Annotated in this window: 25 protein-coding genes; 22 read left to right on the forward strand and 3 right to left on the reverse strand. The window is 42.0% G+C overall.

Translation table 11 applies throughout. The features are described from left to right. Positions 1-19: 19 nt before the first annotated feature. A complete protein-coding gene (locus V1498_RS06640) occupies positions 20-1,135 on the forward strand; it encodes a class I SAM-dependent methyltransferase (RefSeq protein WP_409297697.1) in 1,116 nt (371 codons plus the stop codon). Between the two features lie 23 nt (positions 1,136-1,158). On the opposite strand, the gene V1498_RS06645 is transcribed toward V1498_RS06640, so the two are convergent. Continuing rightward, the gene (locus V1498_RS06645) at positions 1,159-1,404 is read right to left on the reverse strand and encodes a DUF2626 domain-containing protein (RefSeq protein WP_409289258.1); all 246 of its coding nucleotides are present in this window, start codon (positions 1,402-1,404) and stop codon (positions 1,159-1,161) included. A gap of 583 nt (positions 1,405-1,987) precedes the next feature. Here V1498_RS06645 and V1498_RS06650 point away from each other — a divergent pair. Next, on the forward strand, positions 1,988-2,674 hold the full coding sequence (locus V1498_RS06650; RefSeq protein ID WP_409297698.1) for an ATPase, T2SS/T4P/T4SS family: 687 nt from the start codon (positions 1,988-1,990) through the stop codon (positions 2,672-2,674). Positions 2,675-2,738: 64 nt separating this feature from the next. Here the strand turns inward: V1498_RS06650 and V1498_RS06655 are convergent, their stop codons facing one another. Both V1498_RS06655 and V1498_RS06660 read right to left on the reverse strand, forming a co-directional pair. Continuing rightward, entirely contained in the window at positions 2,739-3,863 is a 1,125-nt protein-coding gene (locus V1498_RS06655; RefSeq protein ID WP_409297699.1) for a tyrosine-type recombinase/integrase, read from the reverse strand. Positions 3,864-4,080: 217 nt separating this feature from the next. Continuing rightward, positions 4,081-4,428: a helix-turn-helix domain-containing protein gene (locus tag V1498_RS06660; RefSeq protein WP_409297701.1), complete on the reverse strand. Its 348-nt coding sequence runs from the start codon at positions 4,426-4,428 to the stop codon at positions 4,081-4,083. Between the two features lie 201 nt (positions 4,429-4,629). Between V1498_RS06660 and V1498_RS06665 the strand changes: the two genes are divergently transcribed. The 20 genes from V1498_RS06665 to V1498_RS06760 all read left to right on the forward strand — a co-directional run bounded on the left by V1498_RS06665 (position 4,630) and on the right by V1498_RS06760 (position 17,947). Further along, a complete protein-coding gene (locus V1498_RS06665; RefSeq protein ID WP_409297703.1) occupies positions 4,630-4,818 on the forward strand; it encodes a helix-turn-helix transcriptional regulator in 189 nt (62 codons plus the stop codon). A gap of 36 nt (positions 4,819-4,854) precedes the next feature. After that, positions 4,855-5,082, forward strand: coding sequence for a helix-turn-helix domain-containing protein (locus tag V1498_RS06670; protein ID WP_409297704.1), 228 nt, complete (start codon positions 4,855-4,857; stop codon positions 5,080-5,082). A gap of 330 nt (positions 5,083-5,412) precedes the next feature. Next, complete coding sequence (locus V1498_RS06675) at positions 5,413-5,628, forward strand: YqaI family protein (protein WP_409297705.1); 216 nt, start codon at positions 5,413-5,415, stop codon at positions 5,626-5,628. A gap of 313 nt (positions 5,629-5,941) precedes the next feature. After that, a complete protein-coding gene (locus V1498_RS06680; RefSeq protein ID WP_409297706.1) occupies positions 5,942-6,139 on the forward strand; it encodes a hypothetical protein in 198 nt (65 codons plus the stop codon). Further along, on the forward strand, positions 6,140-6,805 hold the full coding sequence (locus V1498_RS06685) for a hypothetical protein (protein ID WP_409297707.1): 666 nt from the start codon (positions 6,140-6,142) through the stop codon (positions 6,803-6,805). A 2-nt stretch (positions 6,806-6,807) separates the two neighbouring features. Further along, on the forward strand, positions 6,808-7,500 hold the full coding sequence (locus V1498_RS06690) for an AAA family ATPase (RefSeq protein ID WP_409297709.1): 693 nt from the start codon (positions 6,808-6,810) through the stop codon (positions 7,498-7,500). After that, positions 7,500-7,976 (forward strand): DUF669 domain-containing protein, encoded by a 477-nt coding sequence (locus V1498_RS06695; RefSeq protein WP_409297711.1) that lies wholly within the window; start codon positions 7,500-7,502, stop codon positions 7,974-7,976. Before V1498_RS06690 ends, V1498_RS06695 begins: the two co-directional genes overlap by 1 nt. Before the next feature lie 85 nt (positions 7,977-8,061). Continuing rightward, entirely contained in the window at positions 8,062-10,416 is a 2,355-nt protein-coding gene (locus tag V1498_RS06700) for a phage/plasmid primase, P4 family (RefSeq protein WP_409297713.1), read from the forward strand. Positions 10,417-10,659: 243 nt separating this feature from the next. Continuing rightward, a complete protein-coding gene (locus V1498_RS06705; RefSeq protein WP_409297714.1) occupies positions 10,660-11,094 on the forward strand; it encodes a hypothetical protein in 435 nt (144 codons plus the stop codon). Next, the gene (locus V1498_RS06710; RefSeq protein WP_409297716.1) at positions 11,091-11,630 is read left to right on the forward strand and encodes an ERCC4 domain-containing protein; all 540 of its coding nucleotides are present in this window, start codon (positions 11,091-11,093) and stop codon (positions 11,628-11,630) included. Before V1498_RS06705 ends, V1498_RS06710 begins: the two co-directional genes overlap by 4 nt. A 1-nt stretch (position 11,631) precedes the next feature. Further along, positions 11,632-11,778, forward strand: a complete 147-nt coding sequence (locus V1498_RS06715; RefSeq protein WP_409297717.1) for a hypothetical protein — start codon at positions 11,632-11,634, stop codon at positions 11,776-11,778. A gap of 12 nt (positions 11,779-11,790) precedes the next feature. Further along, on the forward strand, positions 11,791-12,234 hold the full coding sequence (locus V1498_RS06720) for a hypothetical protein (protein ID WP_409297719.1): 444 nt from the start codon (positions 11,791-11,793) through the stop codon (positions 12,232-12,234). Then, positions 12,231-12,620 carry a hypothetical protein gene (locus V1498_RS06725; protein ID WP_409297720.1) on the forward strand — a complete coding sequence of 130 codons (390 nt, stop codon included), beginning with the start codon at positions 12,231-12,233 and terminating at the stop codon, positions 12,618-12,620. Before V1498_RS06720 ends, V1498_RS06725 begins: the two co-directional genes overlap by 4 nt. Before the next feature lie 105 nt (positions 12,621-12,725). Then, positions 12,726-13,538 (forward strand): sigma-70 family RNA polymerase sigma factor, encoded by an 813-nt coding sequence (locus V1498_RS06730; RefSeq protein ID WP_409297722.1) that lies wholly within the window; start codon positions 12,726-12,728, stop codon positions 13,536-13,538. After that, positions 13,538-14,068: a dUTP diphosphatase gene (locus V1498_RS06735; RefSeq protein WP_409297723.1), complete on the forward strand. Its 531-nt coding sequence runs from the start codon at positions 13,538-13,540 to the stop codon at positions 14,066-14,068. The genes V1498_RS06730 and V1498_RS06735 overlap by 1 nt, the downstream gene beginning before the upstream one ends. A gap of 161 nt (positions 14,069-14,229) precedes the next feature. Further along, entirely contained in the window at positions 14,230-14,940 is a 711-nt protein-coding gene (gene thyX / locus V1498_RS06740; RefSeq protein ID WP_409297725.1) for an FAD-dependent thymidylate synthase, read from the forward strand. 3 nt (positions 14,941-14,943) lie between these two features. Then, positions 14,944-15,603, forward strand: a complete 660-nt coding sequence (locus tag V1498_RS06745; RefSeq protein WP_409297727.1) for a hypothetical protein — start codon at positions 14,944-14,946, stop codon at positions 15,601-15,603. 99 nt (positions 15,604-15,702) lie between these two features. Continuing rightward, positions 15,703-17,097: a DNA cytosine methyltransferase gene (locus tag V1498_RS06750; RefSeq protein ID WP_409297729.1), complete on the forward strand. Its 1,395-nt coding sequence runs from the start codon at positions 15,703-15,705 to the stop codon at positions 17,095-17,097. A gap of 15 nt (positions 17,098-17,112) precedes the next feature. Beyond that, on the forward strand, positions 17,113-17,451 hold the full coding sequence (locus tag V1498_RS06755) for an organic solvent tolerance protein OstA (RefSeq protein WP_409297731.1): 339 nt from the start codon (positions 17,113-17,115) through the stop codon (positions 17,449-17,451). A 55-nt stretch (positions 17,452-17,506) separates the two neighbouring features. After that, positions 17,507-17,947: an ArpU family phage packaging/lysis transcriptional regulator gene (locus tag V1498_RS06760; RefSeq protein WP_409297732.1), complete on the forward strand. Its 441-nt coding sequence runs from the start codon at positions 17,507-17,509 to the stop codon at positions 17,945-17,947. Positions 17,948-17,991: the final 44 nt, after the last annotated feature.

Genomic DNA, 17,991 nt, shown 5'->3' on the forward strand with positions numbered 1-17,991 from the left:
ACTAAGGCAGGGGATCAGGATGCTTGAACAGATCAAGGAAACAATCAGACAGAGTGAGAATGGTCTGATTTCATACCGGGAATTCATTTCGCTTGCCTTATATGCGCCGAATGCCGGCTATTATGCAAGTGACCGGGTTAAAATCGGGCGAAGCGGGGATTTTTACACCTCGGCAAATGTATCCGATATCCTCGGGACAGTCCTTGGAAAGTGGTTCGGCTTCCTGATAGCGCATGGTAAAACCGCACCGGTGATCTGTGAGCTTGGCGGAGGCACAGGCCGGCTTGCCCGCTCGGTACTGGATGCCTTGAAGCTGGCCGTTCCTGAAATCTATCATGAGATCAAGTATATGATGGTAGAGACGAGTCCCTATCATATCAGCCTGCAGAAAGAGTCACTGAGGGAGCATCCCGCGGCTGTTTTCCTCACAGACATTGAAGAAGCGGGGAACCTTGAGGGAATTCTTTTCTCTAATGAGTTTTTCGATGCCTTTCCCGTTTCGGTGATTGAAATGCGGGATGGGGAGCTTTTTGAAGTCTTTGTCGGGCTTGCTGATGGAAGATTGATAGAGAAGCCTGTCATTCTTCGGGACCCGGCCATTCTCCGCTTCCTTGCAGAAGGAGGATGGCAGCTTTCTGAGGGCCAGAGGCTCGAGGTGCCGCTTGATATGCTGGATTATCTGGACAAGATAGACAGGAGCTTCTCCAAGGGAGTTATGCTTACCCTTGATTACGGGTACACCCAAGAGGAATGGATGGCTCCCGAGGTGCGGTCGGGAAGCCTGAGGGCCTATCACAAACATACTCAGAACCATGATGTCCTCGCTCGTGCCGGGGAAATGGACATTACCGCCCATATTCACTGGGACGCCATGCGGGATAAGCTAAGGGGTGCTGGATTTGTACATAGGAGCCTCTTGCGGCAGGACGAGTTCCTCCTAAAGGCAGGCATCCTTGATGAGCTCACTGCCCATACCGATCCTGATCCATTCTCTGCGGTCAGCAGCCGGAACCGGGCAGCGAGAAGTTTAATAACACCCGGCGGCATCTCTTCAAGCTTCCGCGTCAGCCTTGATACAAGGAATATGGAAGAAGCCATTCTCTTTCCAAATGAAAAACCCATGGAACTGAAATAGTTCCATGGGTTTTTATGTATGAATTAGTGTCCGCCGGCACCAGGTGTCATCATGAATGTCGTCCAGTAAGTAAATCCGGCGAAAAAGACGGTAAGATATGCACCAAAAACATAGATATACATACGCTCTGATAATTTTAAATAGCTTAATAAAACAAAGAATCCAGTTTGTCCGAAAAATAGCAATGCTGCTGTATGCATGTCCCCCATGTAGAAGAAGATCGCGAAGATCCCAGTCCAGAAGCCAAGCACCCGATACATACGCTCCATATGTTCCCCTCCTTTGTTGTAACAGTATTATCCTAAATTATTATAAATTAACAAGAACCGTAATGTAAAGAATAGTTTGTCAGGGCGGACGGCTGATTGTAAGTGTTTACAGATTCCATACCACCAAGGAGGGTGGAATCAAACGTAACTGAAATGATTCCTGAAACTGATGCAGCATCCCTGTTGATTATCATCATAAAAAGCTTGTCCATCTTTTTTGAATTAAAAAATGTAAACTTTCACTAAAAAATGCAGGAAACAAACCAGACAAGATATTGAATCTGGTCCCAAAAGGCGAAATCCTATCGATTCTTGCTGCAGCGGGAGGAGGAAGAGTGCTCTGCTTCTTCTGATCGCAGGGCTCGAATCCCATAAATAAGATCGATTGAAATCAAAGGAAAATAGCGGTTGACACCCAATCTCCTGCCTGAAAAGGGGGAGACGGGCATTTAACCATCGAGCTGAAAAGGACCTGCAGGTTCCTTTTTTTCGTTCAGGCTGAAAATTTGTTGTTTTCATATAACGATATCTTTTTACAAATAATAGACATTTTATGCTGCGTCAAGCAGGAATTTAATCCATCTTGTCGAATACAATAGGCAGAAAGGAAGGTGATTCTATTGGAGCTATTGAAAAGACAGCCGACCGAATATTGACGTTCGGCTATAAGGAGCAGGCCTCCGACATCCACATTATCCCCCGAAAAGAGGACTTCCTCGTCCAGCTCCGTATCGCTAACAATCTTGTCCCCCTCGAAGTTCTACCCGTAAAACAGGCCCACCGGCTGCTGTCCCATTTTAAGTTCCTGGCATCCATGGATATTGGTGAAAAGAGAAGGCCGCAGAGCGGATCTTTCTCCGTGGTGATCGGGAAGACCACAATCGGCCTCAGGCTGTCCACACTCCCCGCAGCCTTTGCAGAAAGCCTTGTCATCCGCCTCATTCCCCAGCAGCAGATTCTCCCGCTTCAGCAAATCTCTCTATTTCCCAAAACAACATCCAGGCTTCTTGCACTGCTCCGCCACTCACACGGATTGATGATCTTTACCGGTCCGACAGGGAGCGGCAAGACGACAACTCTATATTCCCTGCTGAACCACGCCGGTGAATTCATCAACCGCAATATCATCACACTGGAAGACCCGATTGAAAATCATTCTGAACAGGTGCTGCAGGTCCAAATCAATGAAAAGGCCGGCATCACTTACTCGGTCGGTCTTAAGGCAGCCCTCAGGCATGATCCTGATATCATCATGCCATACCTTAAATAAATGTTGATATATAAAGGGTTTTAGCTGCCGTTTTGTGTGGGTGACCACATTTTGACCACTTTTCTTATTTTATTTGAAAAGCAGCATTAAATTCTTCCATGGCTTTTTCTTGCATGGTTGTAGTAACATGAGAATATGTGTTAAGAGTTGTTTTTACATCAGAGTGGCCCAAACGATCAGCGATTAACTTAGGGTTTGTGCCAATCTCCAATAACAAGGTAGCGTGGGTGTGTCGTAGATCATGAAAGCGGATCTGCGGCACACCTGCTTTTTTTGTGAGACGATTAAATGGCCGATTAATACTGCTCGGCCTATAAGGTTGGCCATTCTCTCGGCAAAAAATTAAATCATTATCTTCATAATGCTGACCGAGCGCTAATTTTAATTCGTTATTTCTTCTTATCTGATTTTTTAGAGTCATTACCACATTATTATCTATGTGGATTGTTCGTTTGGAGGTCTTTGTCTTAGGACCACCGATTTCCAATCCGTGTGAATTTGTTTCGTGAATACTTTGGCGAATATTGATTACTGATTTCTCAAAATCAATATCCTGTTTTCTTAATCCGAATATTTCACCTTTCCTCATTCCCGTAAAAATAGCGACACAACAGACATTATGGTAAAACGGACGGTCAATCATAGCAACACGGAGAAAATCTTTGATTTGGTCAAATGTCCATGTGGTTTTGTCACTGTCCCTTTCCACAGGATTAGGGATTTTACGTAAAGGATTCTTTGCGATGATATCCATATCAACAGCATAGTTTATAATCTGGTTCAGTAAGCTAAATACCCGCTTAACTGTGGAGGTGGCTAGGTTTTCAATGAGAATCGCCATGAAACGCTGCCCATGCTGAGGAGTAATATCCTGTATCTTCAAAAAACCTAAGTTCGGAATAATCCATCGTTCCACTGCATGCTTCGTAGTATCAGCTGTGGTATTCACCCATTTACGCTTTGTATTTTCAAACCACTCCAGGGAAAGTTCTTTAATTGTGCTTTCTTTGTCAATTACATTAATTCCCTTATGCACTTCATAAACCAGCTCATTTAAAGCTTGTTGAGCTTCTTTTTTTGTTTTAAAACCACTTTTGGTTTTTTGCTTCCTCTTACCTGTTGCCGGATCTTTACCAATGTCTACAGTAAAACTGTATAAACTTCCTCTTTTCCTAATATAACCTTTCATTGCTGATCACCTTCTTGTTGTTTGGTTCCGATCAGCACTAAGTTACCTTGAATCAAGATTAAACCTTCAGGCATGTCTTCCAAATAGACAATTTGTTTCATGTTAGCCCCTCCCAGAAGTCACATAAGGGAAAAATACGAACGAACGTTCTCATTTGTTCCATTATAATCTAAAAATTCGACTTCTGAAAGTTTTTTCCTATTAAACAAAAATGACATTATTCGACATCTTTTTCGATTTTCTCTAATATTTCTTTGCCTTTTTTTATAAATTCTAATATCTGTTCGTCTGTATAGCCGTCTAAATTAGACTTTTCTCTTGATAGCATGAATATATCTAAGTCGTTTTCGACAGTTATCTTCTTTTTATGAGTATCTGGATAGAAATCTTCAATTGGAGTATCCAGCAACTCAGCAACTTTTAACAGAAATTCAGTTTTAATTGGTCTTTTTCCATTTTCCATCCTTGATAGGTAAGTATGGGAAATACCCAAACGATCACTGAATTCACGAACAGACAAACCCTTATTCTCTCTTATCTGTTTTATTCTCTTTCCAACTTCCACAACGACCCACCTTTCTGGTGCCAAACATGAAATTCCGCTTTCTATTATACAATTCCTGTATGACAAAAACACCTATATCAAGTTTATTAAATCACACCAAATAAAGTTATATTTAACTGTTGACAATTAGGCACCATTAGTTATAATAAGAATTACAAGGTGCCTATTTGGTACCAACAGGGGAAAGAAAGGAGTTGATCAATGGCTAACCGCCTGAAAGAGATACGCATCCAGAAAGAACTGACACAGGCTGAATTGGCAGATATGTTAAAAATCACGGTTCCATATCTTAACTCAATCGAAAATGGGAAAAGAATTCCAAGCTTGAGATTAGCATTAAGAATAGCAGCTGCTCTTGAGAAAAGAATCGAAGATATTTTTTTAGACTAAATGGTGCCATATAGGCACAAGGGAGAGGAGAAATTAATGGAAAACATGGAAGCACCATTGAAAAACAATAATGTGCCTGTAAAAGAAGTGAATGATTACCCTGTGATATTAACAGCTGAACATGTTGCTGAGATTTTGAATATAAGCAAACAGGTTGCTTATGAAGTAATGGAACGTAAAGGATTCCCATTAATCAGGGTGGGACGATTCAAGAGAGTACAGAGGGAGTCGTTCTTTTCCTGGTTGCTAAACAAAGCTAATTAGGAGGGTTCTTATGGATAAGCGAGTAGGTCGAATCAGTTACTACTGTAAAAAGATCACTCAGCTAGGCGCGGTTCATCCCACAAGAAGAGATGAAGCCTGGCGACAACGGAACATCAGGTTACAAAATTACAAAGCAACCATGCATCAAATTTTTTAAGCCTCACAAGGCTTTCTCTTTTTACTAACTTTGCAGAAATTGGTGAACAAAAATTGGAATAAAGATTGGGTGGGAGAAATGGATATAGCTTCAATCATTTTCTTAATGACGATTTATCTAATAATCGTGGCACTCATCCGGGAGAACGCTTCTTTAAAGGAGGTGATACATAAATGGAACTCGAGCATCCGGAAATAACCCAGACATTGAAGACTGGCTATCCACAGAAAGAGCAGCCGGAATCATGCGGAACAGATTACTTTGGTAATGAAATCTTAGTCGGTGACTCCATTGTTAAGGACCCAGATACTGGAGAGATAATTTTAGAAGATAGTTTGGAAGATTACTTGATTGAGGTAAAACAGTTTCTGTTTTTGAAAGCTAAATAAAAAAATCTCATGCATTTAGCATGAGAGAGATTATAGGGGAATGAAAATTAAAGTAGTTACTTTTAATTATTCATTCTGAGAATAAGTTTATCCTACTTTTAGTTAAAAGACAAGAAAGGGAGGAAAAAATTGACAAGTTCATTCGATGTTCAGAACCGGAAGATTCGAACAGTCTTTAGTCCCGATCATCCAATTCTTGATCCACTCTATAAATTGCTGGAGGATAATCATCAAATCTTGGGCGGCAGCACCTTCTTTGATGATCTAATCGAGAACTATGAATATCTTCAGTTCATGTTAAAGGAGATAGCTAATGAGCGCACTCAAACGCATAATCAAGGATCGTGACCACTTTGTTAGAGAGGTAGAAGAGGCAAAAGGCAAAATCGAAATGCATCAGCAGGCTGCAGAGGCCCTTGCACAGGCTATTGAACGTCATGAGCAGATGATTAAAGAATACACACAGATTATTAATCTGGTGAGCCCGCCAGAAGAGGAGGGACCGTTTTAAATGAGTTATTTTGATGAAGATTTTTATCATGAGCCAAGTGAATTTGACCAGCTGGTTGATGAGTTGAAGGAAAGCTTATCTCAAAAAGTTAAGGAAGATTTCCTGTCTGAAATGGAACGCCTTAGAAAGGAAAATGCAGAGCTCCAAGAAATAAAGGCTAATTACAAAAAAATTCAAATGGACTTTGAAAACAAAGAACGGCAGCTTGAATATGACCGAAGTGATCTGGAGCGCAAGGTTAGAAGGGAACGTCTAAGCCAACTCTTGAAGGAATTTGAAGTTGAACTATATTCCGTTGCTTCTACAAGTAAAGAGCAACCAAAGTGCAACAAGTGTGATGAAAAACGGAGGATACATTACAAAACGCCTTTAGGAAGAGAAACATATGAAACTTGTGATTGTGCTGAAAGAATTAGCACTTATGAGCCAATTCCGATTATGTTAAGTGAATTTAGTTATAGAAATGGAAAAGCTTCTGCCTGGTATCGGGTTAAAACAGACCGTAGCGATGAATGGTTATCTTATTACGAAGACAGCATTTCTGGAGATGAATTAATAACAGATGAAAAGCAGTTTGAAGATATTGGTTATGCGTATAGAACGTTATTTAAAAATAAAGAAATCGCTCAGAAATACTGCGATTACAAAAATAGTAAGGAGGTGTAAATTTGGACATCACAAACGGAGCTGATATAAAAAAAAGCGAAAAAGCAAAAATCATCATCTATTCAAAACCCGGTGATGGCAAAACAACTGTAGCCGGCTTGCTGCCAGGAAAAACACTAGTGCTCGACATTGATGGAACCAGTCAAGTGTTAGAAGGATACTCAAATGTCGATGTAGCAAAAATCAATGGCGCAGATCCACATCAAAGCATTTTAGATTTTTACGCCTATGCCAAAGCGAATATCTCTAAGTACGACAACATCTTTGTGGACAACCTCACCCATTATCAAAAACTTTGGTTGATGAATAGGGGAGAAAAGACGAAAAGCGGAATGCCTGAGTTAAAAGACTATGCCTTATACGACAATCATTTGTTAAAGGTAGTCGAGACATTCAATGGGTTAGATGCCAATGTCATCTACACAGCTTGGGAAACAACGCGCAGCATCATTCATGACGATGGCCAGCAGTATAACCAATTCATCCCGGATATTCGAGATAAAATCGTCAATCACGTTATGGGAATTGTACATGTGGTGGCACGGTTGATCAGAAAGGCAGATGGAACTAGAGGATTTATGCTCGAGGGCAATCAGAGCATTTTTGCCAAGAACCATTTAGACCAGCGTAAAGGCTGCGTACAAGAAGAATTACTGGTGTCATCCACAAATGAAAATACAGGGGGAAATAAATAATGTCATTCTTTAAATTCGATGAAGAAAAAGCAAGCACTGGATTTGAACTGGTAGCAGAAGGTAAATACGAAGCTGTGATTGTGAACGCTGAAGCTGGAACAACACAAGCTGATAAGCCCAAGATTCAAGTAGATTTCGAGATTCGCAGCGATGTCCCGCAAAATCATCAAGGGGCCAAGATTCTCTACAATACATTCACTTTCGAGCATGAAGTTGCTGTAAAAATTGTCAATTCACTCTTGAAGGCTTGCGGCTTTCCAAATGGACATCCATTCAGCTCACCAGAAGACATGGCAAAGCAGCTGATCAATAAAAACTTAAAAATCACAGTGAAGCATGAAGAATATGAAAAAGTGGTTGACGGTGAAAAGCAAAAACGTACGGCTGCTAAGGCAAAATATTATGACTTGTCGGACGTAAATCCTGTCATGCAAGCTGGGGCAATCAACATTGGTGATGAGGATTTGCCGTTCTAATAGTAACTGAATAGAGAGGTTGGTTTTGGCCGGCTTCTCTTTTTTATACCAAAAAAGCGAAGTTTAGCGTTATTTGGAGGGCGAAATGAAAGAAAATCCATACAACTTTAACGATATCCCAGCTGAACTAAAAGCCCTTCCTCAATGGATATTGTGGAAATCAGAGAAGCGAAATAATAAACCAACAAAGGTGCCCTATCAAGCAAATGGAGAGATGGCGCAGGCAAACAACCGGCGCACCTGGAGCACCTTCGCTACAGCCGTAAAGTTTTATCTACAGGGAGAATATGACGGTATTGGATTTGTCTTTAGCCGGCAGGACAATTATATAGGCATTGATATTGATAAATGTGTAACTGATGAAAAGCCGAATGCTTTTGCCACTGAGGTTATAGACGCTCTGGACAGCTATACCGAGTTCTCTCCATCTGGCAAAGGGATCCACATTATTGTCAAAGGGAACCTTCCGCAAGGTGTAATAGGGACCGGCCGCAAGAACACAAAGCACGGTTTGGAAATTTACGCACATGGTCGTTATTTCACCTTCACTGGGAATAGAGAAAACTCGAATGAGATATATGATCGCACGGATGAACTGGCCGAAGTGTTCGAGCAATACTTCGATGATAGCGATATTCAAGGACGAATCAACCTGGCGGAATTTGAAAACGATGAAATAAAGATTTCAAATGATGCGCTTTGGGAGAGGATATTCCGGTCCAAAAATGGTGATGAAATACGTTCTTTATTCAATGGCAACTTGGTAAATGGTGACCACTCGGCCACCGACTTGGCCTTATGCAATCATCTAGCCTTCTGGACCGGCAACTCAGCAACACGAATGGATACCATGTTCCGGGAATCAGGCCTGATGCGTGACAAGTGGGATGTTATCCACTTCAGAGACACCAATGAGACATACGGCGAGAGAACCATTGCAACCGCGATTTCATCAACATCTACAACGATATTAGACAACAAAGAGCAATTCCAGGAATTCTCTTTTGATTTCAAGTCAGGGGAAACTGAAGAAGTTGTGGAGGAAAAGCCGAAAAAGAAATTTCGCTTAACGGAGCTCGGAAATGCTGAACGGATTGCTTACGAATACGGACATGTCATCCAATATGTAAGCGATATGGGCTGGCTGATCTGGGACGGGAAGCGCTGGAAGCTGGATACCAGAAAAGAAATCGAGCGAATTACAGCTAAAGTCCTCCGGAGCCTTTATAAATCGGAGGATGAAGCTGAAACAAAATGGGCTCGGATGTGCGAACGGAGAAACATTCGGATGAACAGCATCAAGGACCTTATGCCCTTGGTTCCAGGAGAGCGTGAAAACTTCGACCGGCATAAATACTTATTGAATGTTGAAAACGGCATAGTGGATTTAAAGACCGGGAAACTGCAGCCGCATGACCGGGAACTGGGACTGACGAAAATCGCTCCCATAGAATTCGATGACAAAGCAAAGTGCCCCGAATGGATGAATTTCTTAGAGCAAATCTTCCAAGGGGATAAAGAGCTGGTTGAATACATGCAGCGACTGATTGGATATTCCCTCACCGGAGAAATTACAGAACAAATCATGGTCTTCCTGATCGGCGGCGGATCCAATGGAAAATCAACATTTATCAATACGATTAAAGACCTAATGGGCGAATACGGAAAGCAAGCCAAGTCAGATACCTTCATCAAGAAAAAAGAGACCGGTGCAAATAATGATATTGCCAGATTGGTAGGAGCACGCTTCGTCTCTGCAATCGAAAGTGAAGATGGTGAGCAGCTCTCGGAGGCTTTTGTAAAACAGATAACCGGAGGTGAGCCGGTACTGGCCCGGTTCCTGAGACAAGAATATTTTGAGTTTGTCCCAGAGTTTAAGGTTTTCTTTACAACCAACCATAAACCGGTAATCAAAGGTGTGGATGAAGGGATCTGGAGGCGTGTTCGGTTGGTGCCATTCAATCTACAGCTACCAAAAGAAAAACGTGATAAGAAGCTACCAGAGAAATTGAGTTTGGAAATGTCCGGCATCCTAAACTGGGCGATTGAAGGGTGCTTGAAGTGGCAGCAGATGGGATTGAACGATCCGAAAACAGTTATGAAAGCAACAAATGAATATAAAGAGGACATGGATATCTTAGGCCCGTTCTTATATGAACGATGCTACATCGGGGATCAACAAAGAATATCGGCTAAAGAACTTTATGAGGTGTACTCAGACTGGTGTTACCAAAACGGAGAATTTGCTTTGAAGAATCGAGCATTTTACCGGGCGCTGGAAACGAAAGGATTTAAAAAGGAACGAGGGGCGGCAAACAAGTTTTATGTTCATGGAGTTACTTTACAGGAGCGAAAAGTTAGCCATATTCAAGAAAAGTTACAGAATATAGACGAAAATCAGGCTGATTCTTCAAAAAGTAACTTTTTCAAAATCACTTAAAAGCCTTATCTATCAAGGGTTTTAGTTACCTTTTTAGTTACTTTAGTTACTTTTGTTACTTAAAAAATATATAAACAAAAAAATATATATAAATATAAGTCTATTAGTAACGCTTAATACCAAAATGGGTAACTTTTAGTAACTAAGTGGGACAAACCCTTGGGGCTGTAAGGTTCAAAGGCGATTCAAAAAGTAACTTTTCGATAAAAATAGTTATTTTTAAGTAACTCAGGTGGTGATTCCATGCAAGTGTTATTAATCCTAAGCCAAATTTGGAAATCTGGTGCAAATATCTATCTGGATAAAAAGGATGATCGGATTGCCATAGATAATCAGAAGCTGATCCCAGCTGAAGTGATGCAGGCTGCTGAACAAAACTTTCAAGGAATTGATGACTGGTTCAAGTCTTGGAAAGATGCCGGCGCGGAGAAAGTCACCATTATGAAAATGGTTCATCATATGTGCGGCTGGCAGCACAATGAAAAGTTGGATAAATGGTTGTGCACTGATGATGACTCTCTAATGTTGCTTGATGAATGGATGATCGTCCTGGCTAAGAACGGCTGGAAAGACATTTATGAAGACTATCGGCAATTTGAGAATGATGAATCTAATGTGATGTCACAAAAATTGTATACGGCTGCTGTTAACTATGCGAAGAAAGGAGCAGCTGAATGATTCATTACAGCTACACAGACACGGAACTAAACAAAATACTCAAAACTCTCACAATCGTTATCGACACTCGTGAGAATGTAAACGGTCATATTCTGAACTACTTACACCAGAAGGATGTACCTATAAAGATTCAAAAGCTGGATACCGGCGATTATGGCTGCATGATTCCTAAGAATCAGGATCTGGGTATTGCTCGTGATATTTTCCTGAACAGCCGAGTGGAGCGGAAAGCCCACATCGATGAGATCACAGGGAACCTTCAAAAAGATACGGCCACAGCATTTGAAAATGAATTAATTCGGTCCAAGGACATTCCCTTCACTCTGATTGTGGAAGACCTCCACGGATACGAAAAGATGCTGAAGGGTGATTACCGGTCTAAATACAATCCATTAGCACTGCTTGGCCGACTCAATACCTTTAAGGCTAAATATAATTTCGAAATCGTCTATTTAGACCAAAAATTTTCAGGAAATTGGATATATCACCATTTTTATTACCAGGCAAAACATTATTTAAGGACGGGTGCTTTTTAAAATGACTGATACGGAAAGACTGCAAGAGATTAAGCAGAAGTGGGGAGCAGGCAAGATGGAAATTGATGATATCAATTATCTGATTTCAGAGGTTGAGAGATTGACGATAGTTGAGCAGGCCTATCAAGCAATGAAAAAAGCAAAGTGAGGTGGATGCAAGATGAGTGAATGGTTAACTACTGGACAGATGATTGATCAGTTAAATATAGGACAAGTAGCAAAATGTTTAACTAAACAACCGGGAATCCACAAGCATGTAACCCGTACTGAGGATGATGTGAAATGGTGTGAAGCAGACGGTACGTTAAATCCAGATTATCTGTTCCTTCAAATGGGTGGAGGTGCAGCCAATTTTAAATGGCGTATTCTTCCCAAATACGTAAGCTTTGGTGAAGCGATGGAAGCATTATCTAAAGGTAAACTCGTTAGGGCTGAAACTACTCAAGAAATATTTGAGTACAAAATTAGAGATGGAGATTTTTTATACAGGAATATAACACGAGGGGATGACATGTTCACTCTGCCTGCTCGAAAAAGTGGAATCGGAATAAATTCATTTGCTGTAACCGAAGGCAAATGGACCATAGAGGAGGTCCGGTATTGAAGGGTAGACCATTCGTGTCGCAAATGGTTATTGATGAGTTTGCCAAAGTAATAGACTTACAGGATTCCAAAGGATATCTCAAATACGGAAAAACCATAGATGATGCCTTGCACACGGATTGGAACTGGCCGCTTATGGCCCTGGAAGAAGCTGCGGACTTACAGAAGTACCTGGTAAAGGAAATCGTCAGGCTCAAGCAAGAGAACCAGCAGCTGGTACAAGAGAACGAGCAAATCATCCGGATCAATCAGTACTTGGCAAAAAAATATGAGTTAGAAGGGAGTACCGAGGATGGGGATTCTATACGACACTGCGATGATGACCCGGGAAATGAAGAAGGGCAGCTTGATCAGCAAGCTGAGGCAGATGGGAGTACTGGAGTATAAGGGCACTCCCCTCAACAAACTTAATCTTCATGAGCTGGAGCATGTCATGACGATTTCTGAATATCAAAACACCAATATTGAATCGGATGCCAACAGGTGGTTCTGATGAAATGGCAATCAGCTACAAATGAAGAGTTGATGCTAATTATTAAGGACGATAAAAGCTGCCCAGCCCACTTACTGCATGGGGTAGTGCATGAGAGTTTGGAACGTGGTTTATTCAACAAACTTATATATTGGGTGTTTCAGAAGTTAATGAAAGACTGGCGCAAAACAGTTGAAGCTTGGAATATGGAAAATCAGGATATCTTATCAATCGGTTATTGTGGAGTGCTAATTGCTTTATCTCGATGGAAGCCAGGTAAGTCATCTTTTAAAACATATGCCTATCTGAACATCAGAAGTGAATTCATACACCTTCTGGATGCCGAAAATACGAAGAAAAGAGAAATCAATAAGCATACCAGCAGTTATGATGTTCCGATGGAAAGTGGAGAACCGTTGATTACTACTTTCTCAAGCAAATCCAACGTAGAAAAAGCGGTTATTAGAAAAATCGCTTTTGAAACAAAATTATGCATGCTGGATCCGCAAGAAAAAGACATTCTGATCATGTTTCTAAGAGGGTACAGCTTCAGAGAAATCGGCAAGCAAGTATTCACAGAAAAAACATATGGGCCGGCCGTCCGTGAAAAGTTCTATGAAGCATTAAACAAAATTGGATTAGGCCATTTCACAATTGAGCAGCCTAAAGCGGTTAAACACAGCCAGCAGAAGCTGAACGAAGAGATTGTCCGGGAGATTAGAGAAAGCAATCGTCAGTTTAAAACCAAGCAAGAAGAAGCTGATTATTACGGAATATCCCGGAAGCTAATATTCAATATACGTAAAAATAAAGTGTGGAAAGAGGTAGTGTAATGAATCTGAAAAACCTTTTCGATATGCAGAAAGTGCTCATTGATCGGATAGGGTACCAGGAGCCGGATAAGTTTGAAAAGACGGTTCTTGCGCTGCTGGTTGAAGTTGGAGAGTGTGCGAATGAGTGGCGGGGATTTAAGTATTGGAGCAAGGATCAGTTGCCGAGAACAAAAGGAGCATGGAAATATTCAACTGGCATAGAAAATGGGATGTTTATTGATATTTATGAAAACCCGCTGTTAGAAGAATATGTGGACGGTTTACACTTTGTCCTGCAGTTGGGCATCGAAATTAACTGCACGCCTTGTACGCCGTCGACAATCCAGGTGAGCAACATTACAACACTCTTTAACTTTCTTTACTCCCAAATCTCTCAATTCTCGCTGTATAAGGCGCCCAGGAATTATTCTTATATGCTCGAGACATATTTGGGCCTTGGGAATGAGCTTGGATTCACCTGGGAGCAAATCGAACGAGCATACATGGATAAAAACGAAATAAACCATCTGCGACAAGAGCAAGGTTACTGATATGTACCAGGTAATCATTGCCGATGACCGTCCCCGATGGATGATTGAAGAAGACCGAACGATGGCCTGCATGACGCGCTGCCGTTATTACAATAATTGTTCTTCTCGAGTCGGCAGTGATTGCAAAAAGTTAGGTGGTACCGAAATACCGAAGATAAGGAATGCGAATATGTCAAAAGGACGGAGGGGAAAACGTGAAAAAAGTATTGGATAAAGGATACGTCAGATTAGTAGATACCATGGGAACGGATGTAACGGTGGTGAATGCTGCCAGGGTGAGCTACAACAAGGCTGTGGATGAGCTCCGAGAACATGATGAAAGGCTAATTAGCTTCTTGGCTAGAGAAGGCCATACAAGCCCATTTAGACACGCTACAATGCAGTTTGAAATATATGCCCCTCTCATGGTGGCCCGGCAGTGGTGGAAATACGTAGTCGGCTCGGATCATGTGATGGATGCCTGGAATGAGAGCAGCCGGAGATACATTACTGAAGAGGCTGAGTTTTATATACCAGCTTTAGACGAGTGGAGATCCGCTCCTGAAAGTTCAAAACAAGGTTCCGGAGAAATAGTTAACCGCCACATAGGTAGCTTGTATACCAAGGAATTAGAAATATTGATTTCACACGGCGAAATGCTCTACGAACAAGCGTTAAATGATGGAATCTGCGCCGAACAAGCCCGCCTGTTTCTCCCAGCATACGGAATGTATGTCAGATGGTACTGGACAAGCAGCCTGCAGGGTGTAGCCCACTTCCTACAGCAGAGATTGGAACACGATGCTCAGAAGGAAATACAGGAATATGCGAAAGCGGTTTGTGAATTGTCCACTGAAAAATTCCCAGTAAGTCTCACTGCGTTAAGGGGCTGAATAATGAAAAAATTAACGGTCCTAATAAACGATTTGATCGATAAGCATGGGGACAGTTTTTCTAAATGTAATGGCTGTGAAGTCTGTGATGAGATTGCTTCATACCGCAGCCAGTTAATTTCTTCAAAACCGAGGAGGGAAAGCAAGGTGGAAAAAAAGGAGTCATTGAAGATTTCCTTTGCAATATATCAGGACCTAAAGGCCAAGGGTGAAACTGACAAAAGTATCGCGGAAAGAATGGGCATCTCGGCTCCCACTTTATCAAAGTATAAATCGTCATGGAAAGAGCCAGCTGTGGAGGCTGAAGCCCCTAAGGCATCAGTGGATAATGCAAATTTGATAATCGGATATAAAAATGTGATCAAAGATTTAAAGGATCAGCTGGCAGGATACCAGGAATTAAAGACTAGGAAATCAGAAGTGGAAAAAAAGAACGCTCAATTGGAAGAGGACCTGGCTGGAGTAATTGAGGATCGGATCCGGATGCAGAGAGAACTGGAACATGCCAATACATCCATTAAGGATTTGATGGCAGCTGCCCAGGACTTGGAGGATAAAGCATCCCTGTGGAGGGCAAAGGCTGAAGCGGTATCCGCGGATGAAATAGGTAAACTTCAGAGAGAAAACCGAATCTTCCGGGAAGCGTTGAAGGAAGCTCTATGATGAATTTCATCGTTGGTTATGTAATTGGACAGGTAGTCGTGCTGGCGGTGATTTATTTAGGATACAGACATCAAGAAATGAAAGAAGGGAGGTTGTGAGTTGCAACTGGATTTATTCAGAGAAATTATTGTTGATAACTTTGCAGGCGGCGGAGGGGCCAGCACTGGAATTGAAATGGCCACCGGCCTTTCGGTGTATATAGCCATTAATCATGACCCTGCAGCTATAGCCATGCATAAGGCAAACCATCCTGATACTGAACATTACTGTGAATCTGTCTGGGACGTAGATCCTGTAGAGGCGGTAAAGGGCCGGCCGGTTGGATTGGCCTGGTTCTCCCCGGACTGCAAGCACTTTAGTAAAGCAAAAGGCGGGAAGCCGGTAGAGAAGAAGATAAGAGGACTGGCCTGGGTGGCAGTGAAGTGGGCGGCGAAGGTGCGGCCGCGGGTAATCATGCTTGAGAATGTGGAAGAGTTTAAGACCTGGGGCCCGGTAAAGGACGGGCAGCCTGATCTTAATAAAAGAGGCAGGACCTTTAAAAGCTTTGTAGATTCTCTAAAACGGCTGGGATATGAAGTGGAATGGCGGGAGCTGAGGGCATGTGACTATGGAGCTCCCACTATACGGAAAAGATTTTTCCTGATTGCTCGCCGTGATGGAATGCCGATTGTCTGGCCGGAACCTACCCATGGGGATCCAAAAAGTCTTGAGGTGCAGGCGGGGAAATTAAAGCCATGGAGAACAGCTTCAGAGATTATTGATTGGTCCATCGGTACTCCTTCTATCTTCAGCAGAAAGAAGCCGTTAGCTGATAACACGATGCGGAGGATAGCGAGAGGGCTTAAGAAGTTTGTCATTGATAGTCCTGCTCCATTCGTTGCTCCAGTTCAGCCTGATGGCGAGGATAATCGTAGTTTAGTATCTGCTTTTCTAACAAGCTATTACACGGAAACAACCAAGAACGAGGTAAGGGGAATATCACTCCAAGATCCTTTACACACGATTACGGCAGGCGGGAATCGATTTGGATTGGTTACTGCGTTTCTAGCTAAACACTATGGAGGAAATTATAACGGTCCCGGCGCTCAATTAGAGCAACCTTTAGCCACAATAACCACCAAGGACCACAATGCATTAGTATCTGCTTTCCTGGTTTCCTATTACGGAGCAAGTGTGGGACAGGACTTAAAAGAACCATTGCACACAATTACAACCAGAGACAGGTTTGGGCTGGTGACAGTAAGTGGACAAGAATATCAGATTGCTGACATCGGCATGCGTATGCTGCAGCCACATGAAATGTATGCTGGGCAGGGATTCCCAGACATCTACATTATTGATCAAGACCATACCGGGAGGATATATCCGAAAACAGAAAAGATTGCCCGCGTAGGTAATTCAGTACCACCACCCTTTGCAGATGCACTGGTAAGAGCAAACCTTCCTGAAATGTGTGTTAAAGAAAATCGATATAAGCCAGCTATGGCTAATTAAAAAGGAGCTAATAACATGGCAAAAATTCAACTTAATCAAAAAGAACAGCACTACGCAGATACTCATGAACAGGCAGAAGAAATTGTTTCAGCTGCTAAGGAAAATAACAACCTTCAGATGCACAAGATCACCGAGAAGTATAACAAGTACGGCCAGTATTTCTTGATTGATTTAACCTTCGCCTATCAAACTCCTAAAGAAGTGATGGAAAGCCGGCCGGATAGTGCTCCAGATGGTCAAATGAGCACTGAAGATCTGGAAGAACAGTGTGAGGGAGTGGAGTACAGTGTGGACGGCAATGGCCATGTGGAGCTCAAGGAACAATTGGTGATGGATGAAGAAGTAAAAAACTGATGTAGTAAGCCCTGGTCTCCGGGCCAGGGTACCTCTTAATAGACGGGGGACCAAAATGTTATTTAAATTGCCTGAGATAGACAGAGAAAAAACAAGGGCAGCTGTAGAAGCTGCATTAGAAAAGTACAGGTTTTATTTACTTACTGTTCCCGAGGAAAGGCTGCCGAAAGTAACTGCCACTTATTCACTTGTATCTTCAGGACCCTCTAATCAATTTCATTCGACCACAGAAGCCGCAGTTATTGAAAAGGTTGATTATGAAAGGGAGAAAGAAGAATACATCGAAAAGATAAGGAAATCTGTTAACCGCCTTACCTACAAGGAGCGAGAAATTATTATAAAACGTTACCTTGGGGATGAGGAAGTTTACGATTATGAAATTTATAATGAATTGGGTTACAGCGAAAGAAGGTATTATCGACAAAAAGCGAGAATATTTTATAAGCTTGCTTTTTTGTTGAAGGTTGAGGTTTACAAAACGGAGGAGCATCCATAAGATGCTCTTTTTTAATTTAAACTTAAATACTGGAGGAATTACAG

The organism is Paraperibacillus marinus, assembly GCF_046237605.1.
GTDB lineage: Bacteria > Bacillota > Bacilli > Bacillales > DSM-1321 > Paraperibacillus > Paraperibacillus marinus.

Excerpts from the sequence above, each read along its gene's own strand:
- V1498_RS06640 (WP_409297697.1), top strand. The coding sequence starts at position 20 with ATGCTTGAACAGATCAAGGAAACAATCAGACAGAGTGAGAATGGTCTG.
- V1498_RS06645 (WP_409289258.1), bottom strand. The coding sequence starts at position 1,404 with ATGGAGCGTATGTATCGGGTGCTTGGCTTCTGGACTGGGATCTTCGCG.
- V1498_RS06655 (WP_409297699.1), bottom strand. The coding sequence starts at position 3,863 with ATGAAAGGTTATATTAGGAAAAGAGGAAGTTTATACAGTTTTACTGTA.
- V1498_RS06665 (WP_409297703.1), top strand. The coding sequence starts at position 4,630 with ATGGCTAACCGCCTGAAAGAGATACGCATCCAGAAAGAACTGACACAG.
- V1498_RS06670 (WP_409297704.1), top strand. The coding sequence starts at position 4,855 with ATGGAAAACATGGAAGCACCATTGAAAAACAATAATGTGCCTGTAAAA.
- V1498_RS06675 (WP_409297705.1), top strand. The coding sequence starts at position 5,413 with ATGGAACTCGAGCATCCGGAAATAACCCAGACATTGAAGACTGGCTAT.
- V1498_RS06680 (WP_409297706.1), top strand. The coding sequence starts at position 5,942 with ATGAGCGCACTCAAACGCATAATCAAGGATCGTGACCACTTTGTTAGA.
- V1498_RS06685 (WP_409297707.1), top strand. The coding sequence starts at position 6,140 with ATGAGTTATTTTGATGAAGATTTTTATCATGAGCCAAGTGAATTTGAC.
- V1498_RS06695 (WP_409297711.1), top strand. The coding sequence starts at position 7,500 with ATGTCATTCTTTAAATTCGATGAAGAAAAAGCAAGCACTGGATTTGAA.
- V1498_RS06700 (WP_409297713.1), top strand. The coding sequence starts at position 8,062 with ATGAAAGAAAATCCATACAACTTTAACGATATCCCAGCTGAACTAAAA.
- V1498_RS06705 (WP_409297714.1), top strand. The coding sequence starts at position 10,660 with ATGCAAGTGTTATTAATCCTAAGCCAAATTTGGAAATCTGGTGCAAAT.
- V1498_RS06710 (WP_409297716.1), top strand. The coding sequence starts at position 11,091 with ATGATTCATTACAGCTACACAGACACGGAACTAAACAAAATACTCAAA.
- V1498_RS06715 (WP_409297717.1), top strand. The coding sequence starts at position 11,632 with ATGACTGATACGGAAAGACTGCAAGAGATTAAGCAGAAGTGGGGAGCA.
- V1498_RS06720 (WP_409297719.1), top strand. The coding sequence starts at position 11,791 with ATGAGTGAATGGTTAACTACTGGACAGATGATTGATCAGTTAAATATA.
- V1498_RS06730 (WP_409297722.1), top strand. The coding sequence starts at position 12,726 with ATGAAATGGCAATCAGCTACAAATGAAGAGTTGATGCTAATTATTAAG.
- V1498_RS06735 (WP_409297723.1), top strand. The coding sequence starts at position 13,538 with ATGAATCTGAAAAACCTTTTCGATATGCAGAAAGTGCTCATTGATCGG.
- thyX (WP_409297725.1), top strand. The coding sequence starts at position 14,230 with ATGCGAATATGTCAAAAGGACGGAGGGGAAAACGTGAAAAAAGTATTG.
- V1498_RS06745 (WP_409297727.1), top strand. The coding sequence starts at position 14,944 with ATGAAAAAATTAACGGTCCTAATAAACGATTTGATCGATAAGCATGGG.
- V1498_RS06755 (WP_409297731.1), top strand. The coding sequence starts at position 17,113 with ATGGCAAAAATTCAACTTAATCAAAAAGAACAGCACTACGCAGATACT.
- V1498_RS06760 (WP_409297732.1), top strand. The coding sequence starts at position 17,507 with ATGTTATTTAAATTGCCTGAGATAGACAGAGAAAAAACAAGGGCAGCT.